Here is a 23,466-nt window from a genome sequence, read left to right as displayed (position 1 = left end):
AGTGGCGTCGGCGCACCCGGCAGCCGTATCCGCTTCGCCCCGCTCTACGGGACCCGGTCCGCCGACTACATCCTCATGGGCGACGACAGCTCCGTTCAGGTCTGGCAGAACGGCGGCCCCAAGCCCAGCGGCGGCGACTGGTACTGGTTCCCCGGCGGGCAGATCGCCAGCGGTGTCGGCGTCGACGGCACCCGGATCCAGTTCGCCGACCTCAACGCCGACGGCCGGGCCGACTACCTCGACGTCGACCCCCAGACCGGCTCCACCCGGGCCTGGATCAACTTCGGCTGAACACACGGCGGGACCGGACAGCGCTGTCCGGTCCCGCACCCGGAAGCGCCGGGAAGACAACACCGGCAGGGCGGGGAGGATCAGCGGCCGGGCGGCGGTCCCGAGCTGCCGGAGCTGGCGTGCCAGAGCCGCCGCTGGGGCTCCCCCGGGTGGCCGAGGAACCGCCCCTCCCGCGCGGCCGGCGGGGCTCCGTTGTCGGAGTAGGGCGACACCCGGAAGCCGTTGCCGTACTCGATGGGCCGTCCGCCCACCCCGGCGCCGGGCGCGGGCATCTCGCTGATCAGGGCGCGTACGGCGTCGAGCCCCTCGGTGCGCCACACCCGGTCGAGGTCGGCGAGGTTCCAGCAGTTCACGGCGCGCAGCGAGACCGCCCGGCCCCCGGTGCGCCGCACCACCCCCCTGGCCGCCAGCAGCCACGACCCGAACACCGTCGCGGCCGTGTGCGCCTGCACCGACTCGAAGAACGTCAGGTCGATCGGGCCGGTGGAGTCGTCGACGGTGGTGAAGATCACCCGCTGGCCCGACCGGACGGCCGGCGTCTGGGTGGCGACCTTGACCCCCGCGACCAGGACCTCCGCGCCGTTGCGCTGCCGGAGCAGGTCCCTGGCCCGCGTCACGCCGAGCGCGTCGAGCAGGTCGCGGTAGAAGTCCATGACGTGGTGGCTCACGTCCATGCCGAGGATCTCCAGCTCGGCCTCGACGGCCTCGGCCTCGGTCATCTCCGGCAGCTCTCCGGGCGTGACATGGTCGGTGAACCCCATCGGGAGCTGTCCCTCCGCGCCCGCGGGAGAGCCGCGGTCGAGCGCGCCGACCTGGGCGATCAGGTCACGCCGGGTCAGCCGTCCGGGCCGCCAGCGCGGCTCCCCCGGCCGCAGGCCGTGCAGCGCGTCGAACCCGCCGACCTCCACGATCCGCTCGGCGACCGGCCGCGAGGGCCGGGCCCGCTCCCAGAAGTCGGCCAGCGAGGTGTACGGCCGGCCCGCGACCATGCGGTCCACCTCGGCCTCGCTCACCCCCCGGACGGCCGAGAACGGCACCCGCAGGCCGTACCCGCGGCCGAACTCCCCGGACCGCGTCGAATCCGTGCGCTCCACCAGCCAGGTCTTCCCCGAACGGTTGACGTCGAGAGGCAGGACGTCCACCCCGCACTGGCGGGCCTCGTCGAGGATGACCCGGCTCGGGTACATGCCGGGGTCATGGGTGAGCACGCCCGCGAGGAACGCGGCGGTGTGGTGCCGCTTCAGCCAGGCCGACTGGTAGGTGGGCAGCGCGAACGCCGCCGCGTGCGCCTTGCAGAACCCGAACCCGCCGAACGCGTCGAGCACCTTCCACGCCCGTTCGACGACGTCGGGCGCGTAGCCGTTCTCCCTGGCGAGCGGCACGAACCAGGCGCGTACGGCGGCACGGCCCTCCGGCGTCCCGAGGGCGCGGCGGGCCCGGTCGGCCTCCGACAGCCCCGACCCGGTCATGACGTCGATGACCTTCATGACCTGCTCGTGGAAGACGACCACCCCGTTGGTCTCCCGCAGCGCCTCGCGCAGCGACTCGTGCGGGTAACGCGGCTCGCGGAAGCCATGCCTGGTCTCCAGGTACGGCGTGACCATGTCGGAGTTGACCGGCCCCGGGCGGAACAGCGAGATGTCCACGATCAGGTCGTGCATCGTCCGCGGCTCCAGCTTGGCGACCAGCTCGCGCTGTCCCGGCGACTCGATCTGGAAGCAGCCGATCGTGCGGCTGAGGCGGATCATGCCGTAGGTGGCGGTGTCGTCGCGGGGCACGGCGTCCAGGTCGATCTTCCGGTTCTCGACCCGCTCGATCTCCTGGAGGGCGTAGGCGAGCGCCGACTGCATGCGCACCCCGAGCACGTCGAGCTTGAGCAGGCCCGCCTCCTCGACGTCGTCCTTGTCGAACTGCGACATCGGGAACTCCAGCAGGCTGCGCTCGACCGGCGTGCGGTCGCGCAGCGTGGAGTTGCCGATCAGCACGCCGCAGGGGTGCAGCGCGATGTGCCGGGGCAGCCCGTCGAGCCGCTCGGCCAGGCGGAACACGGTCTCCAGCGACCGGTCGTTCAGCCCGCTGTCGCGCAGCTCCGGCAGGTCGGACAGCGCGGCCCTGATCTGCCTGGCCCGCACCTGCGGAAACGCCTTGGCGATGACGTCGATCTCGTGCGGCGGCAGGCCCATGGCGGCGCCGACGTCCCTGATCGCGCTGCGGGCGCGGTAGGTCTCCATCATCGACACGCAGGCCACCCGGCTCTCGCCGTACCGGTCGAGGATCGCGCGGTAGCAGTCGAGGCGGCGGGCCGACTCCACGTCGATGTCGATGTCGGGCAGGCCCTTGCGGCCCTCCGACAGGAAGCGCTCCATCAGCAGGCCGTGTTCGAGCGGGTTCACCTCGCCGATGCCGATCAGGTAGTTGACCAGGCTGCCCGCCCCCGAGCCGCGGATCGCGCACCGCACGCCCATCGCCCGGATCATGTCCGTGATGCCGGCGACGGAGGTGAAGTAGCCCGACAGCCGCTTCTTCTCGATGACGCCGAGCTCGGCGGCCAGCCGGTCGCGGGCCTCGGCCGAGCGCTCCAGCCCCCGCCGGGCCAGCCCTTCCTCGCAGCGGCGCCGCAGCAGGGGCACCGGGTCCTCGCCGGCCTCCGGCAGGTGGAGCCGGGGCCGCTCGGGTTCGAGCAGCGGCACGATCTCGACGGGGTCGAGCACGCACCGGTCGGCCACACGCCGCGTCTCGGCCAGCAGCCGCCCGGCCCGGCCGGTGTCGCCGCCGCAGATCCGCGCGGCCACCCGCGCCATCTCCGCGCCGTCCTTCAGGTACGCGTGGGCCGTGGGATCGTCCAGATGCCGCCCGTCGAGGGGCACCAGCTTGCGCGCCGCGTCGAGCACGTTGCCGACCTGGTGATCGGCGGCGTCCAGGTAGCGGACCGCGTTGGTCAGCACGACCGGCACGCCCATCGAGTCCGCCAGCCCGATCATGCGGGCGGCGGTGTTCGCGTCGCGGTAGCCGTACAGGTCGGACACCTCGACGACCAGGTCGGGGACCACCGCGCGCCAGGCGGCCAGCAGGGCGCGGGCCTGGTCGTCGCGCCGCTCGGCCACCGCTCGGCCGACCCCGGAGCGGGGCCCGAGCAGCACGGTCAGCCGCGGCTCCCCGTCCGGGCCGGTCGCGTGCTCGGCCACCATCCCCGGCGTGACGTGCGGCTCGCCGCGCTCCCCCGCGTGGTGGGCGGCGGTGACCAGGCGGCACAGCGCGGCCCAGCCGTGCGAGCGCGCGAGCACGACGACCCGCGCCGGCTCGGCCGCCGGCCTCCTGTGTGCCGTACGACGGCCGGACGGCGGAAGACCACCGCCGAACAGGTCGTCCGGCGTGGAGCCCGGGCCGAGGGCCAGATCCACGCCGGCGACCGGGCGGACACCCTGCTCGTGGCACGCGATGACGTGCTTGATCACGCCGTAGAGGCCGTCGCGGTCGGTCAGCGCCAGCGTGTCCATGCCGTGCTCGGCGGCCCGCCGGACGAGGGCGGCCGGGAACGCGGTGCCGTACCGCAGCGAGAAGGCGGACGCCACGTGCAGGTGGGCGAAGGCGTGCGTCACGTGCGCGCCCCCGTCCATCCCCCGGTCCGTCCTCCAGCGGCCCGTCCCCCGGTCGTCGTGGGTGGCTGGAGCGTTCCCATCAGTCCCAGGCCCTCAGCAGGAGCCATCCGCCGCTGGCGGTGTCGAAGCGCAGTTCATAGGTCCCGACCTCCTTGCCGGCCGCGGCCCCCACTCGCCAGAAGCGCCGCTCGCCGGGATCGGCGTCCGAGGTCTTCCACCACTCCCTGGCGACCACCCAGTGGTCCTGGATCTCGCGGACGGTGTAGAGCCGGTCACGCCAGACGAACTGAGCAGGGTGCCCGTCCCGGACCCACACCTCGATCGGATCGCCGTAAAGTCTGCTCAAGACTCCTTCTCCCTGTGGCTTTCTGGCCACCCGGGGGAAGACGGGCGGATGATTCGGGCAGAATCGCCGCTACTTCGAACATACGTTCCCAGGAGGGTGAACGCAAGTCGGCGGACCGCGTGTTCAGTCGGCGAGCCAGACGCCGCTGCCCTGGTAGGGCGGCCCCTCGGCTTCCGTGTCGTCGGCCGCCACCGCCCAGACGCGCGCCGTCCCCGGCTGCCTCACTACGGCCGCCACCCGGGTGTGCCCGAGCGGCCCGGCCGGAAACGTCCCGTACGTCCACTTGCCGCCCGACAGGTGACCGACCGCCGTGTTCCACTCGGTCCTGGAGTAGAACAGCCAGAACCCGCCCCGGCCGTCGGCCTCCAGCCGCAGGCGGGGGTCGAGCCCGGGCTCGGGCGGCAGGCTGTAGCTCCACCGCCCGTTCTCCCGCCGCAGCAACAGCGTGCGGCCGCAGTGGGTCACGTCCTCCTCCTGGACGCCGCAGACCCACGCGACCCAGCCGACGGCCGCCACCCGGCCCGATTCGTCCACCGCGAGGTCGACGAGCTCGGAGATCTGGCCCCGATGCAAGGCGGGGACCGCGGGCAGCGGGACCGTGCTCCAGGACCAGCCGTTCCACCGGGCGACGGCGGCCCGGCCGCGACTGGACCCGGCCGCCCAGACCTCCCCGCCGGGCAGGCCGCCGACGTCCTTGGCGACCAGGGGCGCACGCGCGGTGCGCCAGGCGGCGCCGTCCCAGTGCCGCAGGTCCGAGAAGGAGCTCCAGGGCTCCTCGGCTCCCCCGGCCCCATGCAGGAAGTTCGCGTTCACGATCGCCCACACGTCGCCGGGCGCCGCCGCGTGCACCCGGCTCGGCTCCGGGCCAGGACCGGGCGCCGCGGTCCATTTCCGCCCGTTCCAGTGCGCGGCGTTCTCCCCGCCGAACAGCCACACGTCGCGGTCGGAGGACGCCGCCACGGCTCTCGGCTCGGGCACCATCGGCGGGGCCGCGACCTCGTCCCACCGCCCGCCGTCCCCGCGCAGCAGCAGCGGCGCCTTCGTCTCGGCCCCGCAGGGGCGGGGCACCCGCGTGCCGGCCGCCCACACGGTCCCCTCGCGGGTCACGGCCAGGCCCCCGAGGCGGTCGCGGTAGTCGTAGTGCGCCACGCGCCACCCTCCGGCCCGCCCGTCTTCCCCGCCCGGTGCCGGCGTGGGCGACCCCGTCAGGCAGGAGGGCGAGGGGCGCTCCCGCTCGATGGGCGGGCCGCTCACGGCGTCCGACTCGTTCCAGGTCTCGAGATCGCGGGGCGTGGTCGACGCGCATGCCACCGGCAGGATCGCCGCGGCCAGCGCCGCCATCACTCCGAGAATCCGCGTCCGCATATCCGTAGGACGCCGCGGCCGGTCATCCGGTTCTCCGGTACGGCGAGCCCCGGTCAGCAAGCTCAGGTCGGCAAGCCCAGGCCGGCGGGCTCAGCCGGTGTGTGCCGCGTAGGCGGCCAACAGCTGGGCCTGCGCGGCGTCGAAGTACGCGAGCAGTTCCCGCTCGGCCCGCTCGTGGTCGCCCTCGGCCAGCAGCGCGGCGATGCGCGCGTTGTCTTCCAGGTAAGGCTCGTGGAAGGTCCTGAGCTCGCCCATCACGTGGAAGGCCAGGCGCAGCTCGGCGAGCAGGCGCGCCATGCTCTCGTCCACGCGCGGGCTGGACAGCAGCCCGGCGATCGCCCGGTGGAACCGCATGTTGGCGGTGCCGACGGCCACCCAGTCGCCGGCCCCGGCGGCGGACCGGCCCTCCTCGACATGACGCCCCACCTCCCGTACGGCCTCGGGCGGGGCCGTGGCGGCGGCCCGCACGCCCGCCGTCTCCAGGACGCGCCGCATCGCGTAGATGTCCGCCACGTCGGCCGCCGCGAGCTTGCGTACGAAGACGCCGCGGTGCAGCTCGTGCACCAGCAGGTTCTCGTGCGACAGCAGCCTGAACGCCTCCCGGAGGGTGTTGCGGGAGACGCCGAGCAGGTTGCCGATCGTCTCCTCCGACAGGCGGGTGCCCGGCGGCAGGGAACCGTCGATCACGTTCTCCCGCAGGACGTCGGCGACCAGTTCGGCGGCGCTGGCCCGATCGAGCAGCGGCCGAGCCGCGCTCAACCGTGCGGCCCAGTCAGCCATAGCCGTCATTCCCGTAACCCTTCTTGGTCGCCGGATCACCCAGCTTAGGCCGGACGCGCCGGTCCGGCCGCGTGCGGGGCCGGTGCGTGGACTCACGGTGTAGCGCGGAAGTAATCCACAAAAGTATTGCTGGATTGTTGAACAATCCTCTAGCTTCGAGGGGAGGCCGGCGAATGGAGTCTCCATGACCACACCCCCGACGATCCAGGCGGCTTCACCCTGGCGCCTTCGGCGGCCTGGTGTTCACGGCCCGGGCGCTCACCATCTGTCTCGGCTGGAACTCCCTGAGCGGGATCAGCGCACTCTGGAGCTGACATGCCCTTCCGGACCATGAGTATCGACCTCAACTCCGACCTCGGCGAGGGGTTCGGCCAGTGGAGGCTCGGCGACGACGAGGCGCTGCTGTCGATCGTCACGAGCGCCAACGTCGCCTGCGGCTTCCACGCGGGCGACCCCGTGATCATGCGGCGTACGTGCGAGACCGCGGCCGCGCGTGGCGTGGTGATCGGCGCGCAGGTCGGCTACCGCGACCTGGCGGGCTTCGGGCGGCGGTTCGTCGACGTGCCACCCGTCGAACTCGCCGACGACGTCATCTACCAGATCGGGGCGCTGGACGCCTTCGCCCGGGTCGCGGGCGCCAGGGTCAGGTACGTCAAGCCGCACGGCGCGCTCTACAACGCGATCGTGCATCACGAGGCGCAGGCCGCCGCGGTGGTCGCGGCCGTGCGCGCCTACGATCCCGGCCTGCCCGTGCTCGGCCTGCCCGGCTCGGCGTGGCTGCGCCAGGCCGGCCGGGCCGGGCTGACCACGATCGCCGAGTGCTTCGCCGACCGCGCCTACACCCCCGAGGGCACGCTGGTGCCGCGCGACGTGCCCGGCGCCGTCCTGCACGATCCCGCCCTGGTCGCCGAGCGCTGCGTGCGCATGGCCATGGGCGAGCCGGTCGAGGCCGCCGACGGGACACCGCTCACCGTCACGGCCGACTCGATCTGCGTGCACGGCGACAGTCCCGGCGCCGTCGCCATGGCCCTGGAGGTCCGTGACGCGCTCAAGGCGAGCGGCATCGGCCTGGCGCCGTTCGTCGAGGAGAGCCGGTGAACGCACGGCTGCACCGCTGCGGCGAGCACGCGGTCCTGGTCGAGCTCGACCGGCTCGAGGAGGTCGTCGCCCTCTACGACGCCCTCGCGGCCGACCCCCCGCCGGGAGTCGTCGGCATCGTCCCCGCGGCGCGGACGGTGCTCGTCCGGTTCGAGCCGCCGGCGCGCCACGCCATGGTGGAGTCCGCCATCCTGGCCGTACGGCCCGCGGGAGGCCGCCGTGCGACGGCCGACGAGGTGGTGATCCCGGTGGTGTACGACGGCGCCGACCTCGCCGACGTAGCCGCGCTGACCGGGCTCACCGAACGCGAGGTCGTGGCGGTGCACACCGGGACGCTCTGGACCGTCGCCTTCTGCGGGTTCGCCCCCGGCTTCGGCTACCTGATCGGCGGCGGCCCCCGGCTCGCCGTGCCGCGGCGGCCGGAGTCGCGCGTACGCGTGCCCACCGGCGCCGTGGGGCTCGCCGGGGAGTTCAGCGGGGTCTACCCGCGCGAGTCGCCGGGCGGGTGGCAGCTGATCGGGCGCACCGAGACCGCGGTGTGGGACATCGCGGCCGATCCGCCCGCCCTGCTGCGCCCGGGAGTCCGGGTGCGGTTCACGGAGGAGTCGTGAACGAGTCCCGGCGTGCGCTGGTGGTGCTGGCTCCCGGTCCGCTCACCACCGTGCAGGACCTCGGGCGGCGCCGGCACGGCCATCTCGGCGTCGGGCGTTCCGGCGCGGCCGACCGCGGCGCGCTGCGGCTGGCCAACCGCCTGCTGGCCAATCCCGAGGACGCGGCCTGCCTGGAGGTGACACTGGGCGGGCTGAGGGCGCGCGCCACCGGCGACCTGCTCGTGGCGCTCACCGGCGCGCCCTGCCCCGCCATCGTCACCGACGCGGAAGGGCGCCCGCGTGGCATCGGGCACGCGTCGGTCGAGCGCCTGCCGGACGGGGCCACGCTCCGGCTCGGCGTGCCGCCGCGCGGGCTGCGGACCTATCTCGCGGTCCGCGGCGGGATCGACGTGCCGGAGGTGCTGGGGTCGCGGGCCACCGACCTGCTCTCGGGGCTCGGCCCGGAGCGTCCCGCCCCCGGATCGGTGCTGCCGGTCGGGCCCGCGCCGGCGGACTTCCCCGTGGCCGATCTCGCGCCGGTGCCCCAGCCCGAGTCCGGCGTCCTCACGCTGGCCGTGATCCCGGGGCCGCGCCACGACTGGTTCACGCCGGAGGCGCTGACGGCCCTGTGCGCCGAGCCGTACGAGGTCACCGCGCACAGCGACCGTGTCGGCATGCGGCTGCGCGGGCCTCGCCTGGAACGCGCGCGCGAAGGAGAGCTGCCGAGCGAGGGCATGGTCCCCGGCGCGCTGCAGGTGCCGCCGTCCGGCCAGCCGACGCTCTTCCTCGCCGATCACCCGGTGACCGGCGGATACCCCGTCATAGCGGTGCTGCGCGACGCCGACGTCGACCGGGCGGCGCAGGCCCGCCCCGGGCAGCGCGTCCGTTTCCGGTTGACCGCCGGTGTCCGGGTGGCCGGCGGCTAACGGCCCACCGGCCAGAGGAGTCCCTCGGGGCAGGATCGCGATCCTCCTCGGCGCCGAAAAGCGCTTCTTCTCCATCAGGATCTCGCACCTGGGGCATGTGTGGGCGAGCGGCGCCACCGACGACCTGGCGGCGGTCACCGAGGTCGCGGACGCCTGGCGCAGGGGCGCGACCCCGGACGAGCTGGTGCACCGCTTCCCCTTCATGCGGACGAACGTGCTGGCTCTTGCCTTCGAACGGGGTGACCCGATCCCCACCCGGTGGGACGAGCTCCTCGGACATCCCGAACTCGTTCACGTCCGGCCGCTGTTGCACGCGGCCCGTTCCGACGAGCGGCTGGGCGCCCTTTTCCCCTACGTCAGCCATGGCGCCCTGCGCTTCTACCGGGATGTTCGCGACACGTCACTGGGGGAGCTTCGGCTCGTGCCGCTGCCCAGCGGAGGGTTGCGGGTCGAGGCGACCTGGAACGGCTCGACGGGGGAAGCCGATTCGCTGCCGGAGGCCGTGGGACTCGCCCGCTCCTTCCTGTCCTGACCGGGCCGGTCAGTCGCCGGCGCGGCGGACGAGGGGGTTGGCCGCGGTGGAGTTGCGGATGCTGAAGGTCACGCTGCCGGCGCGGTAGCGGTCGTCGGAGGACTCGACGGGCCGTCCCTCCTGGGTGGTGGTGACGCGGCGCTGGCGCAGCAGGGGGCTGCCCCGCCGCACGCCGAGCAGCCGGGCGTCCTCGCTGCCGGCCGCCACCGCGTCGATCAGGTGCTCGCCGTACGCGAAGACCAGGCCGACCGACTCGTAGAGCTCCTGGGTCACCGACTCGCAGTCGGGGTCGAGCCGCTCGACGGCGGGGGCGATCCAGCCGGCGTAGACGGTGCGCTCGACCAGCACCGGCTCGCCGTCGAGCCGCCGCAGCCGCAGCACGGCGAGCACCTCCTCCCCCGGTTCGAGCGACAGCCGTACGGCCTCGGAGGGCGAGCACGGGCGGCGCCCGGAGGACAGCACGGTCCCGCTGGCGCGGTAGCCCATCGAGCGGGCCCACTGCGCGAAGCTGTGCAACTCGGCGAAGCTCTGGCTGCGCTCGCTGCCGAGCACGATGCGCCGGGCGCCCTGCCGGGACCCGACCAGCCCTTCGGCGGCGAGCAGGGCGACGGCCTGGCGGACGGTCCCGCGCGCGGCGGCATACCGTAAGGCCAGCTCAGCCTCGGAGGGAAGCTGAGCGCCTATCGGATAGTCCCCCCTGACGATGGCGTCCCGCAGGTCACTCGCGATCTGTTCGTAGCGCGCCATCGTGCTGAGCCCTTCCGTTCACGCGACTGACATCGATATGCGACTTACTGGCTCTGGCTTGTTTGTACAAGTTCGCCTAAGTTCGATCCACGCACCATAGTGGGAGGGACCCTTGTCCACACGTACCGCCGGCCTCGTGGCCGCGCTCACGATAACCACCTCAGTGATCGCGGCGTGCGGCGCCGCCCCGACGACCGCCGGCGGCGGCTCGGGATCCGGCGACTCCAAGGCCGCCTCCGCGACCTCCGCGCAGGACTTCGGCGGCATGGACAAGCTGGTGGAGGCCGCCAAGAAGGAGGGCCGGCTCAACACCATCGCGCTGCCGCCCGACTGGGCCAACTACGGCGAGGTCATCAAGGCGTTCGAGGCCAAGTACGGCATCAAGATCACCAACGACAACCCCGACGGCTCCAGCCAGGACGAGATCAACGCGGTGAAGACCCTCAAGGGCCAGGACCGCGCCCCCGACGTGCTCGACCTCGGCAGCGCCTTCGCGCTCAGCGGCGCGCAGGAGGGCCTGTTCGCGCCGTACAAGGTGCAGAGCTGGGACAAGATCCCCGACGGGCAGAAGGACGCGAGCGGCGCCTGGTACTACGACTACGGCGGCTACATCTCCATCGGCTGCGACGCCAAGCGGGTCAAGACCTGCCCGCAGACGTTCGCCGACCTGCTCAAGCCCGAGTACAAGGGCATGGTCGCGCTCAACGGCGACCCGACCAAGGCCGGCGCCGCCTTCGCCGGCGTGTACGCCGCCTCGCTCGCCAGCCAGGGCTCGTTCGACGACATCCAGCCCGGCATCGACTTCTTCAAGAAGCTCAAGGAGAACGGCAACTTCAACCCCGTGGAGGCCACCCCCGCCACGGTGGAGAAGGGCGAGACCCCGATCACCCTCGACTGGGACTACCTGCAGGCCAGCTACGCCAAGGAGTTCGCGTCCAAGGGCGTGGACTGGAAGATCGCGATCCCCTCGGACGGGCAGTACGCGAACTTCTACGCCCAGGCGATCAACAAGTGGGCGCCGCACCCCGCCGCCGCCCGCCTGTGGCAGGAGTTCCTCTACAGCGCCGAGGGCCAGAACCTGTGGCTGAAGGGCTACGCCCGCCCGGTGCTGCTGCCGTCCATGCAGGAGGACGGCAGCGCGGACGCCGCCATGGTCGACCAGCTCCCCAAGGTCGAGGGCACCCCCTCCTTCCCCACTCCGGACCAGGTCAACAAGGCCAAGGAGGTCCTGGCGAGCGGGTGGGGCGCGGCGGTCTCGGGCTGAGACCGTGCACGACAGCCGTACGCGATCGAAGAGCCGGTGGGCGGCCGCGCCGCTGCTGGTCTTCGCCGTCATCGTCTTCGGCGTGCCGATGCTGGTCCTCCTCGGTGGCACGTTCACCAAGGAGGGCACGCTCAGCACCGCCAACCTCACCGAGTCGCTCCAGGGCGCGTACCTGACCGCCCTGCTCGGCAGCGTCAAGATCTCGGCACTCGTGGCGGTGCTGGGCGGGGTGCTCGGCACCTTCCTCGCCCAGGCCGTGGTGACCTCCAGGTTCCGGGCGCTGCGCGAGGCGGTGCTGACCGCCTCCGGCGTGCTGGCCAACTTCGGCGGCGTGCCGCTGGCCTTCGCCTGGATCGCCACGCTCGGCAACTCGGGCGTCGTCACCACCACGCTCGGCCTCGGCCAGCACGGGTGGAGCCTGTACAACTTCTGGGGTCTCACCCTGGTCTACCTGTACTTCTCCATCCCCCTCCAGGTGCTCACGGTCGTGCCCGCGCTGGACGGGCTGCGCCCGCAGTGGCGTGAGGCCGCGCAGAACAACGGCGCGAGCACCTGGCAGTTCTGGCGGTACGTCGGGATCCCGGTGCTGACCCCGGCGCTGCTCGGCGGGGTCGTGCTGCTGTTCGGCGGCGCGTTCTCGGCCTACGCCACGGCGCAGGCCATGGTCGGGTCCACCGTCCCGCTGGTCACGCTGAAGATCGCCGACGCGCTCACCGGCAACGTCCTCATCGGGCACGAGAACGTCGCGCTGGCCCTCAGCCTCGACATGATCGTCGTCGCGGGCCTGGTCATGGCCGTCTACCTCCCGCTGCAGCGAAGGAGCGCCCGATGGCTTCGCTGACCCCCCAGGTTTCCACACAGGTGACCACACAGGTCGCCCCCGGAGCGGCGCCCGCGCGCGGCGGCCGGCCGCGCCGTCCCCGGGTGTGGCGCGGCGTGGTCCTCGTGCTCGCCGCCGTCTACTTCCTCGTCCCGCTGATCGCGTCGTTCGTCTTCACGGTGAAGGCTCCCGACCAGGGCTTCTCGCTCGACGCGTACGGCCAGATCTTCTCGGCCGAAAGCTTCGGCGGCAGCCTCCTGCTGTCGCTCGGGCTCGGGCTCGCCACGATCGTGCTGGTGCTGCTGCTGACGCTGCCCGCCGTGGTGGCCGTACGGCTCGGCGCGCCGCGGCTGCGGCCGGTGCTGGAGGTGGTCTGCACGCTGCCGCTGGTCGTGCCCCCGATCACGTTCGTGGCCGGGATCAGCACGGTGCTGCGGTGGGGGCCGGACTACCTGGCGAGCACGCCCTTCTACCAGACGATCATCGCGCTGCAGAACCCCGGCTTCCCGGTGGTGCTCGTGCTCGCCTACGTCGTGCTCGCGCTGCCGTTCGCCTACCGCTCGCTCGACGCGGGCCTGGGCGCGATCGACGTGCGCACGTTGTCGGAGGCGGCCAGGAACCTCGGGGCGTCGTGGCCCCACGTGCTGCTGCGGGTGATCATCCCGAACATGCGGTCGGCGATGGCGAGCGCGTCGTTCCTCACGCTGGCGCTGGTGCTCGGGGAGTTCACCACCGCCCGGTTGCTCAGCTTCGAGACCTTCCCCAACTGGATCTACCGGATCTCCGGCTCACAGGCGCAGGTGTCGGTGGCCGTCTCGGTGTTCAGCCTGCTGATCACCTGGCTGCTGCTGCTCGCCCTGTCGTCCGCCGGCGCGAGGCAAAGGAGTGGATCATGAACGGCGCCCGGGTCGAGTTCCGCGGCCTGCGGCGGCGGTTCGGCAGCACGGTCGCGCTGGACGGACTCGACCTCACGGTGGAGCCCGGCGAGCTGATCGCGCTGCTCGGCCCGTCGGGGTGCGGCAAGACCACCGCGCTGCGCTGCCTGGCCGGTTTCGAGCAGCCCGACGAGGGCGAGGTCCTGGTGGACGGCGCCGACATCACGCGCGTGCCGGCCAACCGGCGCGACGCCGGCATGGTCTTCCAGTCCTACAGCCTCTTCCCCAACCTCAACGCGCGGGACAACGTGGGCTTCGGCATGCGGGTGCGCAAGGTGCCCGCCGCCAGGCGGCACGCCCGCGCGCAGGAGCTGCTGGAGCTGGTCGGCCTGCCCTCGGTCGGCGACCGCTACCCCCACCAGCTGTCCGGCGGTCAGCAGCAGCGCGTGGCGCTGGCCCGCGCGCTCGCCCTGGAGCCCAGGGTGCTGCTGCTGGACGAGCCGCTGTCGGCGCTCGACGCCAAGGTGCGGGTCACGCTGCGCGAGGAGATCCGCCGCCTGCAGCTCTCCCTCGGCATCACGACGATCTTCGTGACGCACGACCAGGAGGAGGCGCTGTCGATGGCCGACCGGGTCGCCGTGCTGCGCGACGGCCGCCTGGAGCAGGTCGCGGGCCCCGCCACGTTGTACGACCGGCCGGCCACCCCGTTCGTCGCCGAGTTCGTCGGGGCGATGAACCACCTGCCCGGCCTGGTGTCGGGCGACCGGGTCACGGTCCTCGGCCAGACGCTGCCGGTGGAGGGGCCGGCCCCGGACGCCGCGCGGGTGGACGTGCTCGTACGGCCAGAGGCCGTGCTGGTCACCCCCGACGGCGAGGGCGACGGGATCGTCATGGTCTCGTCGTTCCGCGGCTCCACCGCCCGGCTGCGGGTCCGTTTGGGCGACGGCACCGAGGTGCTCGCCGACGTGCCCGGACACGACTCCGCGCGCTTCGCGCCCGGCACCGCCGTACGCGCCGGGCTGGTCGAGCGGCCCGTGCTCGTGTCGGCCCGCGCGGAGACCGGAGCCGCGGCGGCGGTCCCCGAACCCGATGTCGTCTAGTGCCATGACCGGCGAGGTTTGCCCGGCGGCGGTCCTGTTCGACATGGACGGCACGCTGGTGGACACCGAGGGCCTGTGGTGGGACGCCTGCGTGGAGGTCGCCGACGGCCTGGGCTCCCCTCTCGGGGACGCCGATCGGGAGGCGTTGTACGGCCTGTCGGTCGAGGACGCCGCCCTGCGCATCACCGCCGCCCTGGACGCCACCGGGGGTCCCGGGGGCCCCGGGGCACGGGCCGTCGAGGCCATGCTGACGGACGCGTTCACCGTCCGGCTCGAAAGCGGGGTGACCACGCTCCCCGGCGCGGTCGCGCTGCTGGAGGCCCTGCGCGCGGCCGGGGTCCCGGCCGGGCTGGTCAGCGCGTCCCCCCGGCCGGTCGTGGACCTGGTGCTGGAGACCGTCGGCGGGCACCGCTTCCGGCTGTCGGTGGCCGCCGGGGACAGCGCCAGGAACAAACCGGCGCCCGATCCGTACCTGGCGGCCGCCGCGCGGCTCGGCGTCGACCCCGCCGCGTGCGTGGCGATCGAGGACAGTCCGACAGGCGTCGCCTCGGCCCGGGCCGCCGGGTGCGCCGTCATCGCGGTCGGCCTCCCGGGCGCGGTGAGCGGCGTGACGACCGTGCCGACGCTGGAGAGCGTCGACCTGCCGCTGCTGCGCCGGCTGGCCTCCGGCCCGGTTCCCCCAAGGCCATAAGTTCCTTTTGGATATCTTCGCGGCATGAGCACCATGTGCGACGATCCGAAGGACGTCTACTCCGCCGCCTGCCCGTGCCGCGACATGCTCGACCTGCTGGCCAACAAGTGGAGCGCGCTGGCCCTGGGCGCCCTGGAGGACGGCCCGCGGCGTTTCGGCGCGCTGCGCGCCCGCCTCCAGGGCGTCAGTCCCAAGGTGCTCACCCAGACCCTGCGCCGCCTGGAGGACCACGGCCTCGTCCACCGCGAGGTGTATCCGGAGGTGCCGCTGCGCGTGGAATACAGCCTCACCCCACTCGGCAGGGACGCCAACGTCCCGCTCGCCCACCTGCGGACGTGGGTGGAGCGCAACATCGACCGCTTTCCCGGCTCCGACTAGCCTCCACCTTTATGGTTCCCATCGGATACTCGTGTCCCTTGCGGGTAACCAGGCTCCGGCGGGTACCGTCCCACCGTCACCGCGCCGCCGTGCGATCCGCACCGGCCGCCTTCGTGTGTGGGAGGACCATCATGAGTGAGTACCCGAGCCCGACCATGTCCACCGTGCCCGCCGTCATGCCCGCCGTCGCCTACCGGCGCAGCCTTCCCGTCGACGACCCGCGGAGCCTCCTGGACGTCGAGCTGCCGGTGCCCGAGCCCGGCCCGCGCGACCTGCTGGTCCGGGTGGAGGCCGTCGCCGTGAACCCGGTGGACTACAAGGTCCGGCAGGGCAGCGATCCGGGCGGCGAGCCCAAGGTGCTCGGCTGGGACGCCGCCGGCACCGTGGTCGCCGTGGGCGGCGAGGTGGAGCTGTTCGAGGTCGGCGACGAGGTCTACTACGCCGGCGCGATCGACCGGCCCGGCGCGAACTCCCGCTTCCACGTGGTGGACGAGCGCATCGCCGGCCACAAGCCCGCCACGCTGTCCTTCACCGAGGCCGCCGCGCTGCCGCTGACCTCCCTCACGGCCTGGGAGGGCCTGTTCGAGCGGCTGGGCCTGCGCGGCGACGCCCTGCCCCACGACGCGGATCAGACCGGGACGCTGCTGGTGACCGCGGCCGCGGGCGGCGTCGGCTCCATCGTCGTGCAGCTCGCACGCGCCCTGACCGGGCTGACCGTGATCGGCACGGCCTCCCGGCCGGAGACCGTGGAGTTCGCCCGCCGGATGGGCGCCCATCACGTGGTGGACCACCGCGCCCCGCTGGCCAAGCAGCTGGCCGAGGTCGCGCCGGACGGCGTGGACTTCGTCTTCAGCACGACCGGCACCGACCGCAACCTCGCGGCCTACGCCGAGGCGCTCACCCCCTTCGGCCGGATCGTCGCCATCGACGACCACGACTCCCTCGACATCGGCGTGCTCAAGTCGAAGAGCATCGCCTTCCACTGGGAGCTCATGTTCACCCACTCGCTGTTCCGGACCCCGGACCAGGTGAACCAGCACCGCATCCTCGACCGGGTCGCGCGGCTCGTCGACGCCGGGGTCGTCACGTCCACCGCCAACCTGGATCTCGGCCCGGTCAGCGCCGCCAACCTGCGCGAGGCCCACCGCATCCTCGAGTCGGGCACCGCGATCGGCAAGATCACCCTCACCGGCTTCTGAGGCCCGCCTCGCCGGGCCCGGGAACAACCTTCCGGGAGCGACCGGTTAGGGGCATTCAGGAGAGATCAGACAGGAGCCGCGCATGCATGCCATCGTCGTCCCCGCGTACGGTGATTCCTCGGTGCTGGAGTACGCCGAGCGGCCCGACCCCGAGCCCGGCCCCGGTGAGGTGCTGGTCGAGGTCGCGGCGACGGGCGTCAACTTCATCGACGTCTACCACCGCGAGGGCCGTTATCCCCTGTCGCTGCCGCTGGTGCCCGGCAACGAGGGAGCCGGCACGGTCACGGCCGTCGGGCCCGGCGTGACCGACCTCGTGCCCGGCGACCGGGTCGGCTGGGCCAGCGTCATGGGCTCGTACGCGACCAAGGCCGTGGTCCCGGCGGACAAGGCCATCCGGCTGCCCGACGGGCTGTCGCCGGACCTGGCGGCGGCGGTGCTGCTCCAAGGGCTGACCGCGCACTACCTGACCCACTCCACGTACGCGGTCCGGTCGAATGACGACGTGCTCGTGCACGCGGCGGCCGGCGGCATGGGCCTGCTGCTCGTCCAGATGGCCAAGCTGCGCGGCGCGCGCGTGATCGGCACGGTCTCCAGCGCCGAGAAGGAGAAGCTCGCCCGGCAGGCGGGCGCCGACGAGGTCGTCGGCTACGACGGCTTTTCCGAGGCCGTGAAGGAGATCACCGACGGCGCCGGGGTGCACGTCGTCTACGACGGGGTCGGCGCCGCCACGTTCGACGGGTCACTCGCGTCGCTGCGGCCGCGCGGCATGATGGCGCTGTACGGCGCGGCCAGCGGGCCCGTACCGCCGTTCGACCCGCAGCGGCTCAACGCGGGCGGCTCGCTGTTCCTGACCCGGCCCACGCTCGGGCACTACACGGCCACTCGCGAGGAGCTGCTGTCGCGGGCGAACGACCTGCTCGGCTGGGTCGCCTCCGGCGCGGTGAAGGTGCACGTCTCCCAGCGCTACCCGCTGGCCGAGGCCCGGCGCGCCCACGACGACCTGGAAGCCAGGCGGACGACCGGCAAGCTGCTGCTTATCCCCTGAGCGTCCACCCGCCGCGAACGCCGCGCCCAGTCCCACGCCGGCCGCAGGGTGTGGGTGCGGGTCGCTCCTCTGTCATCCCGGGAACCGTCCTGCGGCGGCCATGGCGACCAGACGCCGCGCCGCGACTTCGGCGCCGTCGGTGCGCACCTCGCCCGCGACGGCGGCGGCACGGGCCGCCACATCGGGGTGGAGGACCCGCCGGAGGGCCGCGGTGAGCGACTCGGCGGTCGGCTCGGCGGGCGCATGCGCGGTCCCGATCCCGAGATCGCCGACCCGCCGCGCCCAGTAGTGCTGGTCGTAGTGCTGCGGCACGACGACCTGGGGCGTCCCGGCCAGCGCGGCGGCGGTCGTGGTGCCCGCGCCGCCGTGGTGGACGACGGCGGCGACCCGGGGGAACAGCGCACGCTGGTCGGCCTCGTCGACGGCCAGGCAGCCGGGCCCGTCGTCCGCCGGGGACAGGCCGGCCCAGCCGCGGAGCACCACCACGCGACGGCCGAGCGCGCGGGCCGCGCCGGCCGCCGCCCGCGCGATGTCACGGGGAGCGCGGACGCTCCCGAAGCCGACGCAGACGGGCGGCTCGCCGTCGTCGAGGAACTTCTCCAGTTCCGGTGGCAGCGGGCGCCGCTCCGGCAGGATCCAGGCGCCCGTCTGCACGACGTCGAGGTCCGCCGGCTCGGGCCAGGGGCCCAGCGTCGGGTCGGCGGCCAGCCAGGGCCGGTCGGTGAACATGTGTCCCCGGGTGTCCGCGACCGGATCAAGGCCGGCCGAGACCCGGTGGGCGTTGAGCGCGGCGCCGGCCATCTCGTTCCAGCGCCGCGCGTCCTCCGCCCAGAGCGCGCGGTTGCCGGCCGGCGCGTCCGCCGGCCCCTCCCCCCAGATGGGCAGGGGTGCGTGGTGCGGCGACGGCAGCGTGACCGGGCAGTAGCTCACGTAGACGTAGCCGATCCCCCTCCGCTCCGCCACCGAGTGGGCGGCGATCGACATGGCCCCGCCTCCCACGATGACGTCGCAGTCCTCGGCCGCCGCGGAGACCGTGGCGAACTGGACGGCGACCGTGCCGTCGAGCATCCGCCGGCGCTGCTCGGGCGTGGGCGGGGCCTGGACCCGTGGGGCCGCCGACGCGGCCGACGCGGTCGGGCGCAGCTCGGGCCCGATCGGCACGACGGGCAATCCGAAACCCTGGATCCAGTCGCGGAAGTCGGGAGGCACGCACAGCCGGGCCTCGTGCCCGAGCCTCCGCAGCTCCACGGCCAGCGCGACCATCGGCTGGACTTCCCCCCGCGTCCCGATCGTGGACAACAGCACGCGCATGGCTCTCCCCCGTGACGGCATGGAACGTGAACCCGCCCGCGGCCGTTGTCCCGCACCGGGCGGCCCGGCTGACGGCCTCCGATTCTGCGGCGTCACCGGGGCCTTGCCGCAAGTCCCCCCTTCCCCTATACGTTGAAGGTGGCGGGGATGCCCGGATCAGGCCAGAGGATGGGCCGGCCACTCCAGGAGGCGGGCCCCGAGCACGGCCGTCTCCAGCGTGAACCGCTGGGTGGGGTCGCTCGGCGAGAAGCCGGTCAGCCGGCGGATCCGCTCCAGCCGGTAGGTGATCGCCCGGGTGCTGATGCCGAGCCTGCGCGCCGCCGCCGTGTGGTTGCCCTGGGAGGCGAAGACGGCCTCCAGCGTCTCCAGCAGCGGCTCCGGGCCGCCGCGGGCGGAGGTCAGCGGCCCGAGCACGGTGGAGACGAGGTCCACGATCGCCTCCCTGTCCCGCAGCAGCACCGGGAAGACCAGCAGGTCGGCCGCCTTCAGCACCTGGGCCCGCAGGCCGAGGCGCTCGCCGAGGTCGATAGCGCCCGCCGCCTCGCGATAGGAGGTGACGATGCCGCCGGGGCCCTGGTGGGGGCGGCCCACCCCGGCCCGCCAGTTCGTGAGCGCGGCGCGTACGTGGTGGGTGAACTCGCCGCTCGCGGCGGCCAGCGCGGCCGGGGACACGCACACCAGCAGGCCGTCGCGGACGGCGACCAGGATGTTGTGCGAGCCGAACCTCGCCACCAGCGCCTGCTCGATCCGCCCGGCCAGCGGGTCGCCCGGCGCCACCGGGACGTCCGGCCGCGCCACGGTCACGACGTACGCCCCCGCGAGCCGCAGGCCGAAGTGCTCGGCCCGCTCGGCGTCCGCCCTGCCCTGCAGCAGGTCGTCGACGAACAGCCGGCGGGCCTCCTCCTCCTGCCGGAGGGCGGCGCGCTGGGCCTCCTCGTAGCCCTCGATGTAGGCGGCCATGCCGCGGCGTACGGCGCCGAACGCCCCACCGGAGGTGAGCTCGGCGGCGTGCAGGCAGGCGTCGGCGAGCACCCGCAGCGGGATGCCGCGCTCGGCGGCGAGGGCGCCGCACTCGCGCAGGCCGTCCATGTCGGCGCGGCCGGGCAGCCTGCCGGTGGCGGCCGACGCGGCCAGAACCGACAGGAACCCGCCGAGTAAGTCGGCGGGCACCCCGGTCGCCTCGCTCACGCGAGCGAGAACGCTGTCCATCAGACTCCTACGTCACGCCGTTCGAAGGCGAGCAGCGCCGTCATGAGCAGGACGGCCGTCGCACCCAGCAGCACAAGGTAGTCGCCGTACGGCCAGCCCTGATAGAGCGGCCTGCCGTCGAGGTAGTAGTGGACGGGCGAGATCCAGCGCAGCCAGGAGATCGCGTCGACGTTCCTGCCCATGGTCTCCACGACGTAGCCGGCGACGCCCCACACGCCGACCACGGCGAGCGCGACCTGCTTGCGCCCGAAGGCCGCGCCCACGCACAGCGTCAGCGTCCCGAAGAACAGCACCAGCAGGAACAGCCCGGTGTGCGCGGCGAGGATGCTCCCGAACGGGACGTCCATGCCGGCGGCGGACGACGCCCCGGTGGCGACGGCCAGCGTGACCAGCGCCACGGCGAGCAGGCCGAGCGCCAGCGCGGCCCAGCGCTCCAGCAGCAGCCGCCTGCGGTCGATCGGCAGCGTCAGCGTGAGCTCCAGCGTCTTGGCCTCCTCCGGGCCCGCGATGGCCCGGTTGCCGAGGATCGCGGCGCACATGGTGAACAGCAGCGGGCCGAGCAGCTGGTAGGCGACGGCCTGCAGATAACCGCGCCCGGTCGCGATGTCGGACATGCCGCCCATCAGGTCCCTGAACGCGCCGGGATATTTGGCGATGGCCTGCGCACTGAAGGTCTCGGGATCCTTCATCATGCTCGCGTAGATCGAGATGTACATCCCGAGGAACGCGCACAGCCCGACCGTCCACCCGACGAGGGCACGGCGGTACTCCCCGAGGCTCTTACGCACCAGCGTGGGCATGACGGCCCTCCTCCTCGCTGTAGTAGGTCAGGAAGATCTCCTCGAGGTCCGGCTCCGCGCTGACCATGTGGACCACGGTGTGACGGGCCGCCGCCTTGATCAGCGCGTCCGGCCTGCCGTCGATCGTGCAGCGCAGGCTCGCGCCCTGCACGACCACGTCGCGTACGCCCGGGAGCCCCTCGAACGACTCGGCGGGCACGGGCGCGTCGAAGTGGAGCTCCACGTGCCGTACGGCCCGCTCGCGCAGCGCCGCGATGTCCTCGACCGCGACGAGACGGCCCGCCCGGACGATGCCCACCCGGTCGGCCACGTGCTCCACCTCCGCGAGCACGTGCGACGACATCAGGACCGTGTGGCCCGCCGTGCGCGTCTCCCGGACCATGGCCAGGAATTCCTGCTGCACCAGCGGGTCGAGCCCGCTCGTCGGCTCGTCGAGGATGAGCAGCTCGGGCTCGTGCATGAACGCCTGGATCAGTCCGACCTTCTGCTTGTTGCCCTTGGAAAGCTCGCCCATCCTGGCCGACAGGTCCGCGTCGAGCCGCTCGGCCAGCTCGTCGATCCTGCCGCGGTTCACCCCGCCGCGTACGTCGGCGAGGAACTGGAGGTATTCGCGGGCCCGTTCCCTGCCCTCCAGGGCCAGCTCGCCCGGGAGGTAGCCGATCCGGGCGCGTACCCGCGGATCGCGGGTGTCGGCGCCGAGGACGCTCGCCCGGCCAGACGTCGGCCGGATCACGTCCAGGAGCAGCCGGATCGTCGTCGTCTTGCCGGCGCCGTTGGGGCCCAGATAGCCGAACACCTCGCCCGGCCGGATCTCGAGGGTGAGGTCCTCGAGGCCCCGTCTCGTACCGTAGAACTTGGTCAGTCCTTCGGTCTCCACCACTGCTGTCATGCCGCAATGGTGGCGCTCGCGTCAGGCGCGGGGTATGCCCGCTTCCGGACACTTGCCGGTCTTCTTCGTTCGCACCTTCGGCAAAGCGGAGGTCAAGACGTGCCGCAGGTGGTCGAGCCCGGCAGGAGGTGGCGGTAGCGGGAGACCAGCCGGTAGCCCGCCTCGGCGAGCCAGTTCACCGGCGGCGTCAGCATCACCCGGCCGGCCGCCCGCCAGGCCACGACCGGCTGCAGGGCGAGCATCACCGCTATGGCCCGCGCGCCGTGGGCGCGCAGCCCATCCGGGCCGAGGAGCTGCACGGACGTCGTGACCTCCTCGCGTGTCAGGCCCGCCGCGCCGAGGTCGAGGCCCTGCCAGGCCCGTACGGCGGGCATGTACGGCAGGAACCGATGCCCCGCGTTCACGCACGTCTGGCAGAAGGCGCAGTCGCCGTCGAAGACCAGCAGGATCCGGTTCGCGTCGCCCATGTCATCGAAACTACCAATCCTGGGACGGATCATTCCGGTCTCGTGGTGGCGGCGCGGGCCGCCGTGACGCCCGCAGGGCCAGCACCGCGACGATGATCACCGCGACCCCGACGCTGAAGACGACCGCGAAGACCAGCAGCAGGACGAGTGCATTCATCATCGGCCCCTTCGGCGGTTGCGGGCGAGGGCGAGCCGGGCGGCGACGGCAAGGCCGACCGACGCGTACGACACCGCGCGCGCCAGCCGTACGGACCTGGGGATGTCGGAGACGGCAGGGCGGGGGCCGTCGCCCAGCTCCGGGCGGTGCTCCACCCTGCCGCCGTAGTCGTTGGCCCCGCCGAGACGTACGCCGAGGGCGCCGGCGAAGGCCGCCTCGCAGCGTCCGGAGTTGGGGCTGGGATGGCGGTGCCCGTCCCGCACGAAGGCGGCCGCCGCGCGGCGCGGGGAACCGCCGGCCAGACCGGCGAGGCCCGCCGTGAGCAGGGCGGTCAGCCGGGCCGGCAGGTAGTTGGCCACGTCGTCCAGCCGGGCGGAGGCCCAGCCGAACCTCGCGTAGCGCGGCGACCGGTGGCCCACCATCGCGTCGAGCGTGTTGACCGCGCGGTAGCCGAGCAGGCCGGGCACCCCGAAGACCGCGCCCCACACGAGCGGGGCGACGACGGCGTCCGAGGTGTTCTCCGCGATGGACTCGACCGTGCCACGCGCGAGCTCCGCCGCGTCCAGCCCGAACGGGTCGCGCCCGCACAGGTGCGGCAGGCGCGCGCGGGCGGCGGCCAGGTCGCCCTCCTCCAGCGAGCGGGCCATCAGCGCGCCCTCCCTGCCCAGCGTCGTGCCGCCGAGCACCGCCCAGGTGGCGGCGGCGGTGACCACGCCCCGCGCGACCGGGCTCGACCGGGTCAGCCGCTCCGCGACGACCCCGGTGGCCGTGGCGGCGCCCACGCAGAGGGCTGTGTAGGCCACGCCGGCTAACCGCGAGTCGCGATATAAGCGCTTTTCGAGGGCGGCGGCCCGGCTTCCGAACACCGCGACGGGATGACCCCGCCGGGGATCGCCCACCACGGCGTCGATCGCGGCCCCGGCGAGCAGCCCCGCCGCCGTGGCACCGTCCATGATCCGGGTCACGCACGCATTCTGCCGTACACCG

The 23,466-nt window shown here is 73.4% G+C and carries 25 protein-coding genes; 13 read left to right on the top strand and 12 right to left on the bottom strand.

All coding sequences use genetic code 11. The annotated features are described in order from the left end of the window. The coding region (locus AAH991_RS31590) for a hypothetical protein (RefSeq protein ID WP_346229578.1) at positions 1 to 291 on the top strand (291 nt) is incomplete at its 5' end. Positions 292 to 371: 80 nt separating this feature from the next. Here AAH991_RS31590 and AAH991_RS31585 read toward each other — a convergent pair. The 4 genes from AAH991_RS31585 to AAH991_RS31570 form a co-directional block, all read right to left on the bottom strand. Beyond that, positions 372 to 3,908: a DNA polymerase III subunit alpha gene (locus AAH991_RS31585; protein ID WP_346229577.1), complete on the bottom strand. Its 3,537-nt coding sequence runs from the start codon at positions 3,906 to 3,908 to the stop codon at positions 372 to 374. Positions 3,909 to 3,969: 61 nt separating this feature from the next. After that, positions 3,970 to 4,236, bottom strand: a complete 267-nt coding sequence (locus AAH991_RS31580) for a DUF6504 family protein (protein WP_030509646.1) — start codon at positions 4,234 to 4,236, stop codon at positions 3,970 to 3,972. 123 nt (positions 4,237 to 4,359) lie between these two features. Then, entirely contained in the window at positions 4,360 to 5,601 is a 1,242-nt protein-coding gene (locus AAH991_RS31575) for a hypothetical protein (RefSeq protein WP_346229576.1), read from the bottom strand. Positions 5,602 to 5,691: 90 nt separating this feature from the next. Continuing rightward, complete coding sequence (locus tag AAH991_RS31570) at positions 5,692 to 6,390, bottom strand: GntR family transcriptional regulator (RefSeq protein WP_346229575.1); 699 nt, start codon at positions 6,388 to 6,390, stop codon at positions 5,692 to 5,694. Positions 6,391 to 6,711: 321 nt separating this feature from the next. Here AAH991_RS31570 and AAH991_RS31565 point away from each other — a divergent pair, with 321 nt between their 5' ends. From AAH991_RS31565 to AAH991_RS31550, 4 genes are all read left to right on the top strand, one after another. Then, positions 6,712 to 7,479: a LamB/YcsF family protein gene (locus tag AAH991_RS31565; protein ID WP_346229574.1), complete on the top strand. Its 768-nt coding sequence runs from the start codon at positions 6,712 to 6,714 to the stop codon at positions 7,477 to 7,479. Next, a complete protein-coding gene (locus AAH991_RS31560) occupies positions 7,476 to 8,090 on the top strand; it encodes a 5-oxoprolinase subunit B family protein (protein ID WP_346229573.1) in 615 nt (204 codons plus the stop codon). The genes AAH991_RS31565 and AAH991_RS31560 overlap by 4 nt, the downstream gene beginning before the upstream one ends. After that, the gene (locus AAH991_RS31555; RefSeq protein WP_346229572.1) at positions 8,087 to 8,995 is read left to right on the top strand and encodes a 5-oxoprolinase subunit C family protein; all 909 of its coding nucleotides are present in this window, start codon (positions 8,087 to 8,089) and stop codon (positions 8,993 to 8,995) included. The genes AAH991_RS31560 and AAH991_RS31555 overlap by 4 nt, the downstream gene beginning before the upstream one ends. Before the next feature lie 97 nt (positions 8,996 to 9,092). Continuing rightward, the gene (locus AAH991_RS31550; protein ID WP_346229571.1) at positions 9,093 to 9,527 is read left to right on the top strand and encodes a DUF6193 family natural product biosynthesis protein; all 435 of its coding nucleotides are present in this window, start codon (positions 9,093 to 9,095) and stop codon (positions 9,525 to 9,527) included. A 9-nt stretch (positions 9,528 to 9,536) separates the two neighbouring features. Here the strand turns inward: AAH991_RS31550 and AAH991_RS31545 are convergent, their stop codons facing one another. Next, a complete protein-coding gene (locus AAH991_RS31545; protein WP_182908688.1) occupies positions 9,537 to 10,274 on the bottom strand; it encodes a GntR family transcriptional regulator in 738 nt (245 codons plus the stop codon). 112 nt (positions 10,275 to 10,386) lie between these two features. On the opposite strand from AAH991_RS31545, the gene AAH991_RS31540 reads away from it, so the two are divergent. The 8 genes from AAH991_RS31540 (at position 10,387) to AAH991_RS31505 (ending at position 17,646) form a co-directional block, all read left to right on the top strand. Further along, the gene (locus AAH991_RS31540) at positions 10,387 to 11,538 is read left to right on the top strand and encodes an ABC transporter substrate-binding protein (RefSeq protein WP_346229570.1); all 1,152 of its coding nucleotides are present in this window, start codon (positions 10,387 to 10,389) and stop codon (positions 11,536 to 11,538) included. 4 nt (positions 11,539 to 11,542) lie between these two features. Continuing rightward, the gene (locus AAH991_RS31535) at positions 11,543 to 12,379 is read left to right on the top strand and encodes an ABC transporter permease (RefSeq protein WP_346229569.1); all 837 of its coding nucleotides are present in this window, start codon (positions 11,543 to 11,545) and stop codon (positions 12,377 to 12,379) included. Beyond that, complete coding sequence (locus tag AAH991_RS31530; RefSeq protein WP_346229568.1) at positions 12,367 to 13,254, top strand: ABC transporter permease; 888 nt, start codon at positions 12,367 to 12,369, stop codon at positions 13,252 to 13,254. Before AAH991_RS31535 ends, AAH991_RS31530 begins: the two co-directional genes overlap by 13 nt. Further along, complete coding sequence (locus AAH991_RS31525) at positions 13,251 to 14,333, top strand: ABC transporter ATP-binding protein (protein ID WP_346229567.1); 1,083 nt, start codon at positions 13,251 to 13,253, stop codon at positions 14,331 to 14,333. The genes AAH991_RS31530 and AAH991_RS31525 overlap by 4 nt, the downstream gene beginning before the upstream one ends. A 4-nt stretch (positions 14,334 to 14,337) precedes the next feature. Further along, positions 14,338 to 15,024 (top strand): HAD family hydrolase, encoded by a 687-nt coding sequence (locus AAH991_RS31520; protein ID WP_346229566.1) that lies wholly within the window; start codon positions 14,338 to 14,340, stop codon positions 15,022 to 15,024. A 24-nt stretch (positions 15,025 to 15,048) separates the two neighbouring features. Next, entirely contained in the window at positions 15,049 to 15,402 is a 354-nt protein-coding gene (locus AAH991_RS31515; RefSeq protein ID WP_346229565.1) for a winged helix-turn-helix transcriptional regulator, read from the top strand. Positions 15,403 to 15,533: 131 nt separating this feature from the next. Then, positions 15,534 to 16,601 (top strand): zinc-binding alcohol dehydrogenase family protein, encoded by a 1,068-nt coding sequence (locus tag AAH991_RS31510; protein WP_346229564.1) that lies wholly within the window; start codon positions 15,534 to 15,536, stop codon positions 16,599 to 16,601. Positions 16,602 to 16,683: 82 nt separating this feature from the next. Continuing rightward, on the top strand, positions 16,684 to 17,646 hold the full coding sequence (locus AAH991_RS31505; RefSeq protein ID WP_346229563.1) for a quinone oxidoreductase family protein: 963 nt from the start codon (positions 16,684 to 16,686) through the stop codon (positions 17,644 to 17,646). Between the two features lie 72 nt (positions 17,647 to 17,718). Here the strand turns inward: AAH991_RS31505 and AAH991_RS31500 are convergent, their stop codons facing one another. The 7 genes from AAH991_RS31500 to AAH991_RS31470 form a co-directional block, all read right to left on the bottom strand. Next, on the bottom strand, positions 17,719 to 18,957 hold the full coding sequence (locus AAH991_RS31500) for a glycosyltransferase (protein WP_346229562.1): 1,239 nt from the start codon (positions 18,955 to 18,957) through the stop codon (positions 17,719 to 17,721). A gap of 156 nt (positions 18,958 to 19,113) precedes the next feature. Beyond that, positions 19,114 to 20,166, bottom strand: a complete 1,053-nt coding sequence (locus AAH991_RS31495) for a PucR family transcriptional regulator (RefSeq protein WP_346229561.1) — start codon at positions 20,164 to 20,166, stop codon at positions 19,114 to 19,116. Next, positions 20,166 to 20,966 carry an ABC transporter permease subunit gene (locus AAH991_RS31490; RefSeq protein WP_346229560.1) on the bottom strand — a complete coding sequence of 267 codons (801 nt, stop codon included), beginning with the start codon at positions 20,964 to 20,966 and terminating at the stop codon, positions 20,166 to 20,168. The genes AAH991_RS31495 and AAH991_RS31490 overlap by 1 nt, the downstream gene beginning before the upstream one ends. Further along, a complete protein-coding gene (locus AAH991_RS31485) occupies positions 20,947 to 21,855 on the bottom strand; it encodes an ABC transporter ATP-binding protein (RefSeq protein ID WP_346229559.1) in 909 nt (302 codons plus the stop codon). Before AAH991_RS31485 ends, AAH991_RS31490 begins: the two co-directional genes overlap by 20 nt. Before the next feature lie 92 nt (positions 21,856 to 21,947). Further along, positions 21,948 to 22,322, bottom strand: coding sequence for a thiol-disulfide oxidoreductase DCC family protein (locus AAH991_RS31480; RefSeq protein ID WP_346229558.1), 375 nt, complete (start codon positions 22,320 to 22,322; stop codon positions 21,948 to 21,950). Positions 22,323 to 22,332: 10 nt separating this feature from the next. After that, complete coding sequence (locus AAH991_RS31475) at positions 22,333 to 22,482, bottom strand: hypothetical protein (protein ID WP_346229557.1); 150 nt, start codon at positions 22,480 to 22,482, stop codon at positions 22,333 to 22,335. Then, positions 22,479 to 23,432 carry a cobalamin biosynthesis protein gene (locus tag AAH991_RS31470; protein ID WP_346229579.1) on the bottom strand — a complete coding sequence of 318 codons (954 nt, stop codon included), beginning with the start codon at positions 23,430 to 23,432 and terminating at the stop codon, positions 22,479 to 22,481. Before AAH991_RS31470 ends, AAH991_RS31475 begins: the two co-directional genes overlap by 4 nt. Positions 23,433 to 23,466: the final 34 nt, after the last annotated feature.

It is taken from the genome of Microbispora sp. ZYX-F-249 (assembly GCF_039649665.1).
Classification (GTDB): Bacteria; Actinomycetota; Actinomycetes; order Streptosporangiales; family Streptosporangiaceae; genus Microbispora; species Microbispora maris.
The sequence above is the reverse complement of the archived record's forward strand: the minus strand, read 5'-3'. Positions and strand labels throughout refer to the sequence as shown.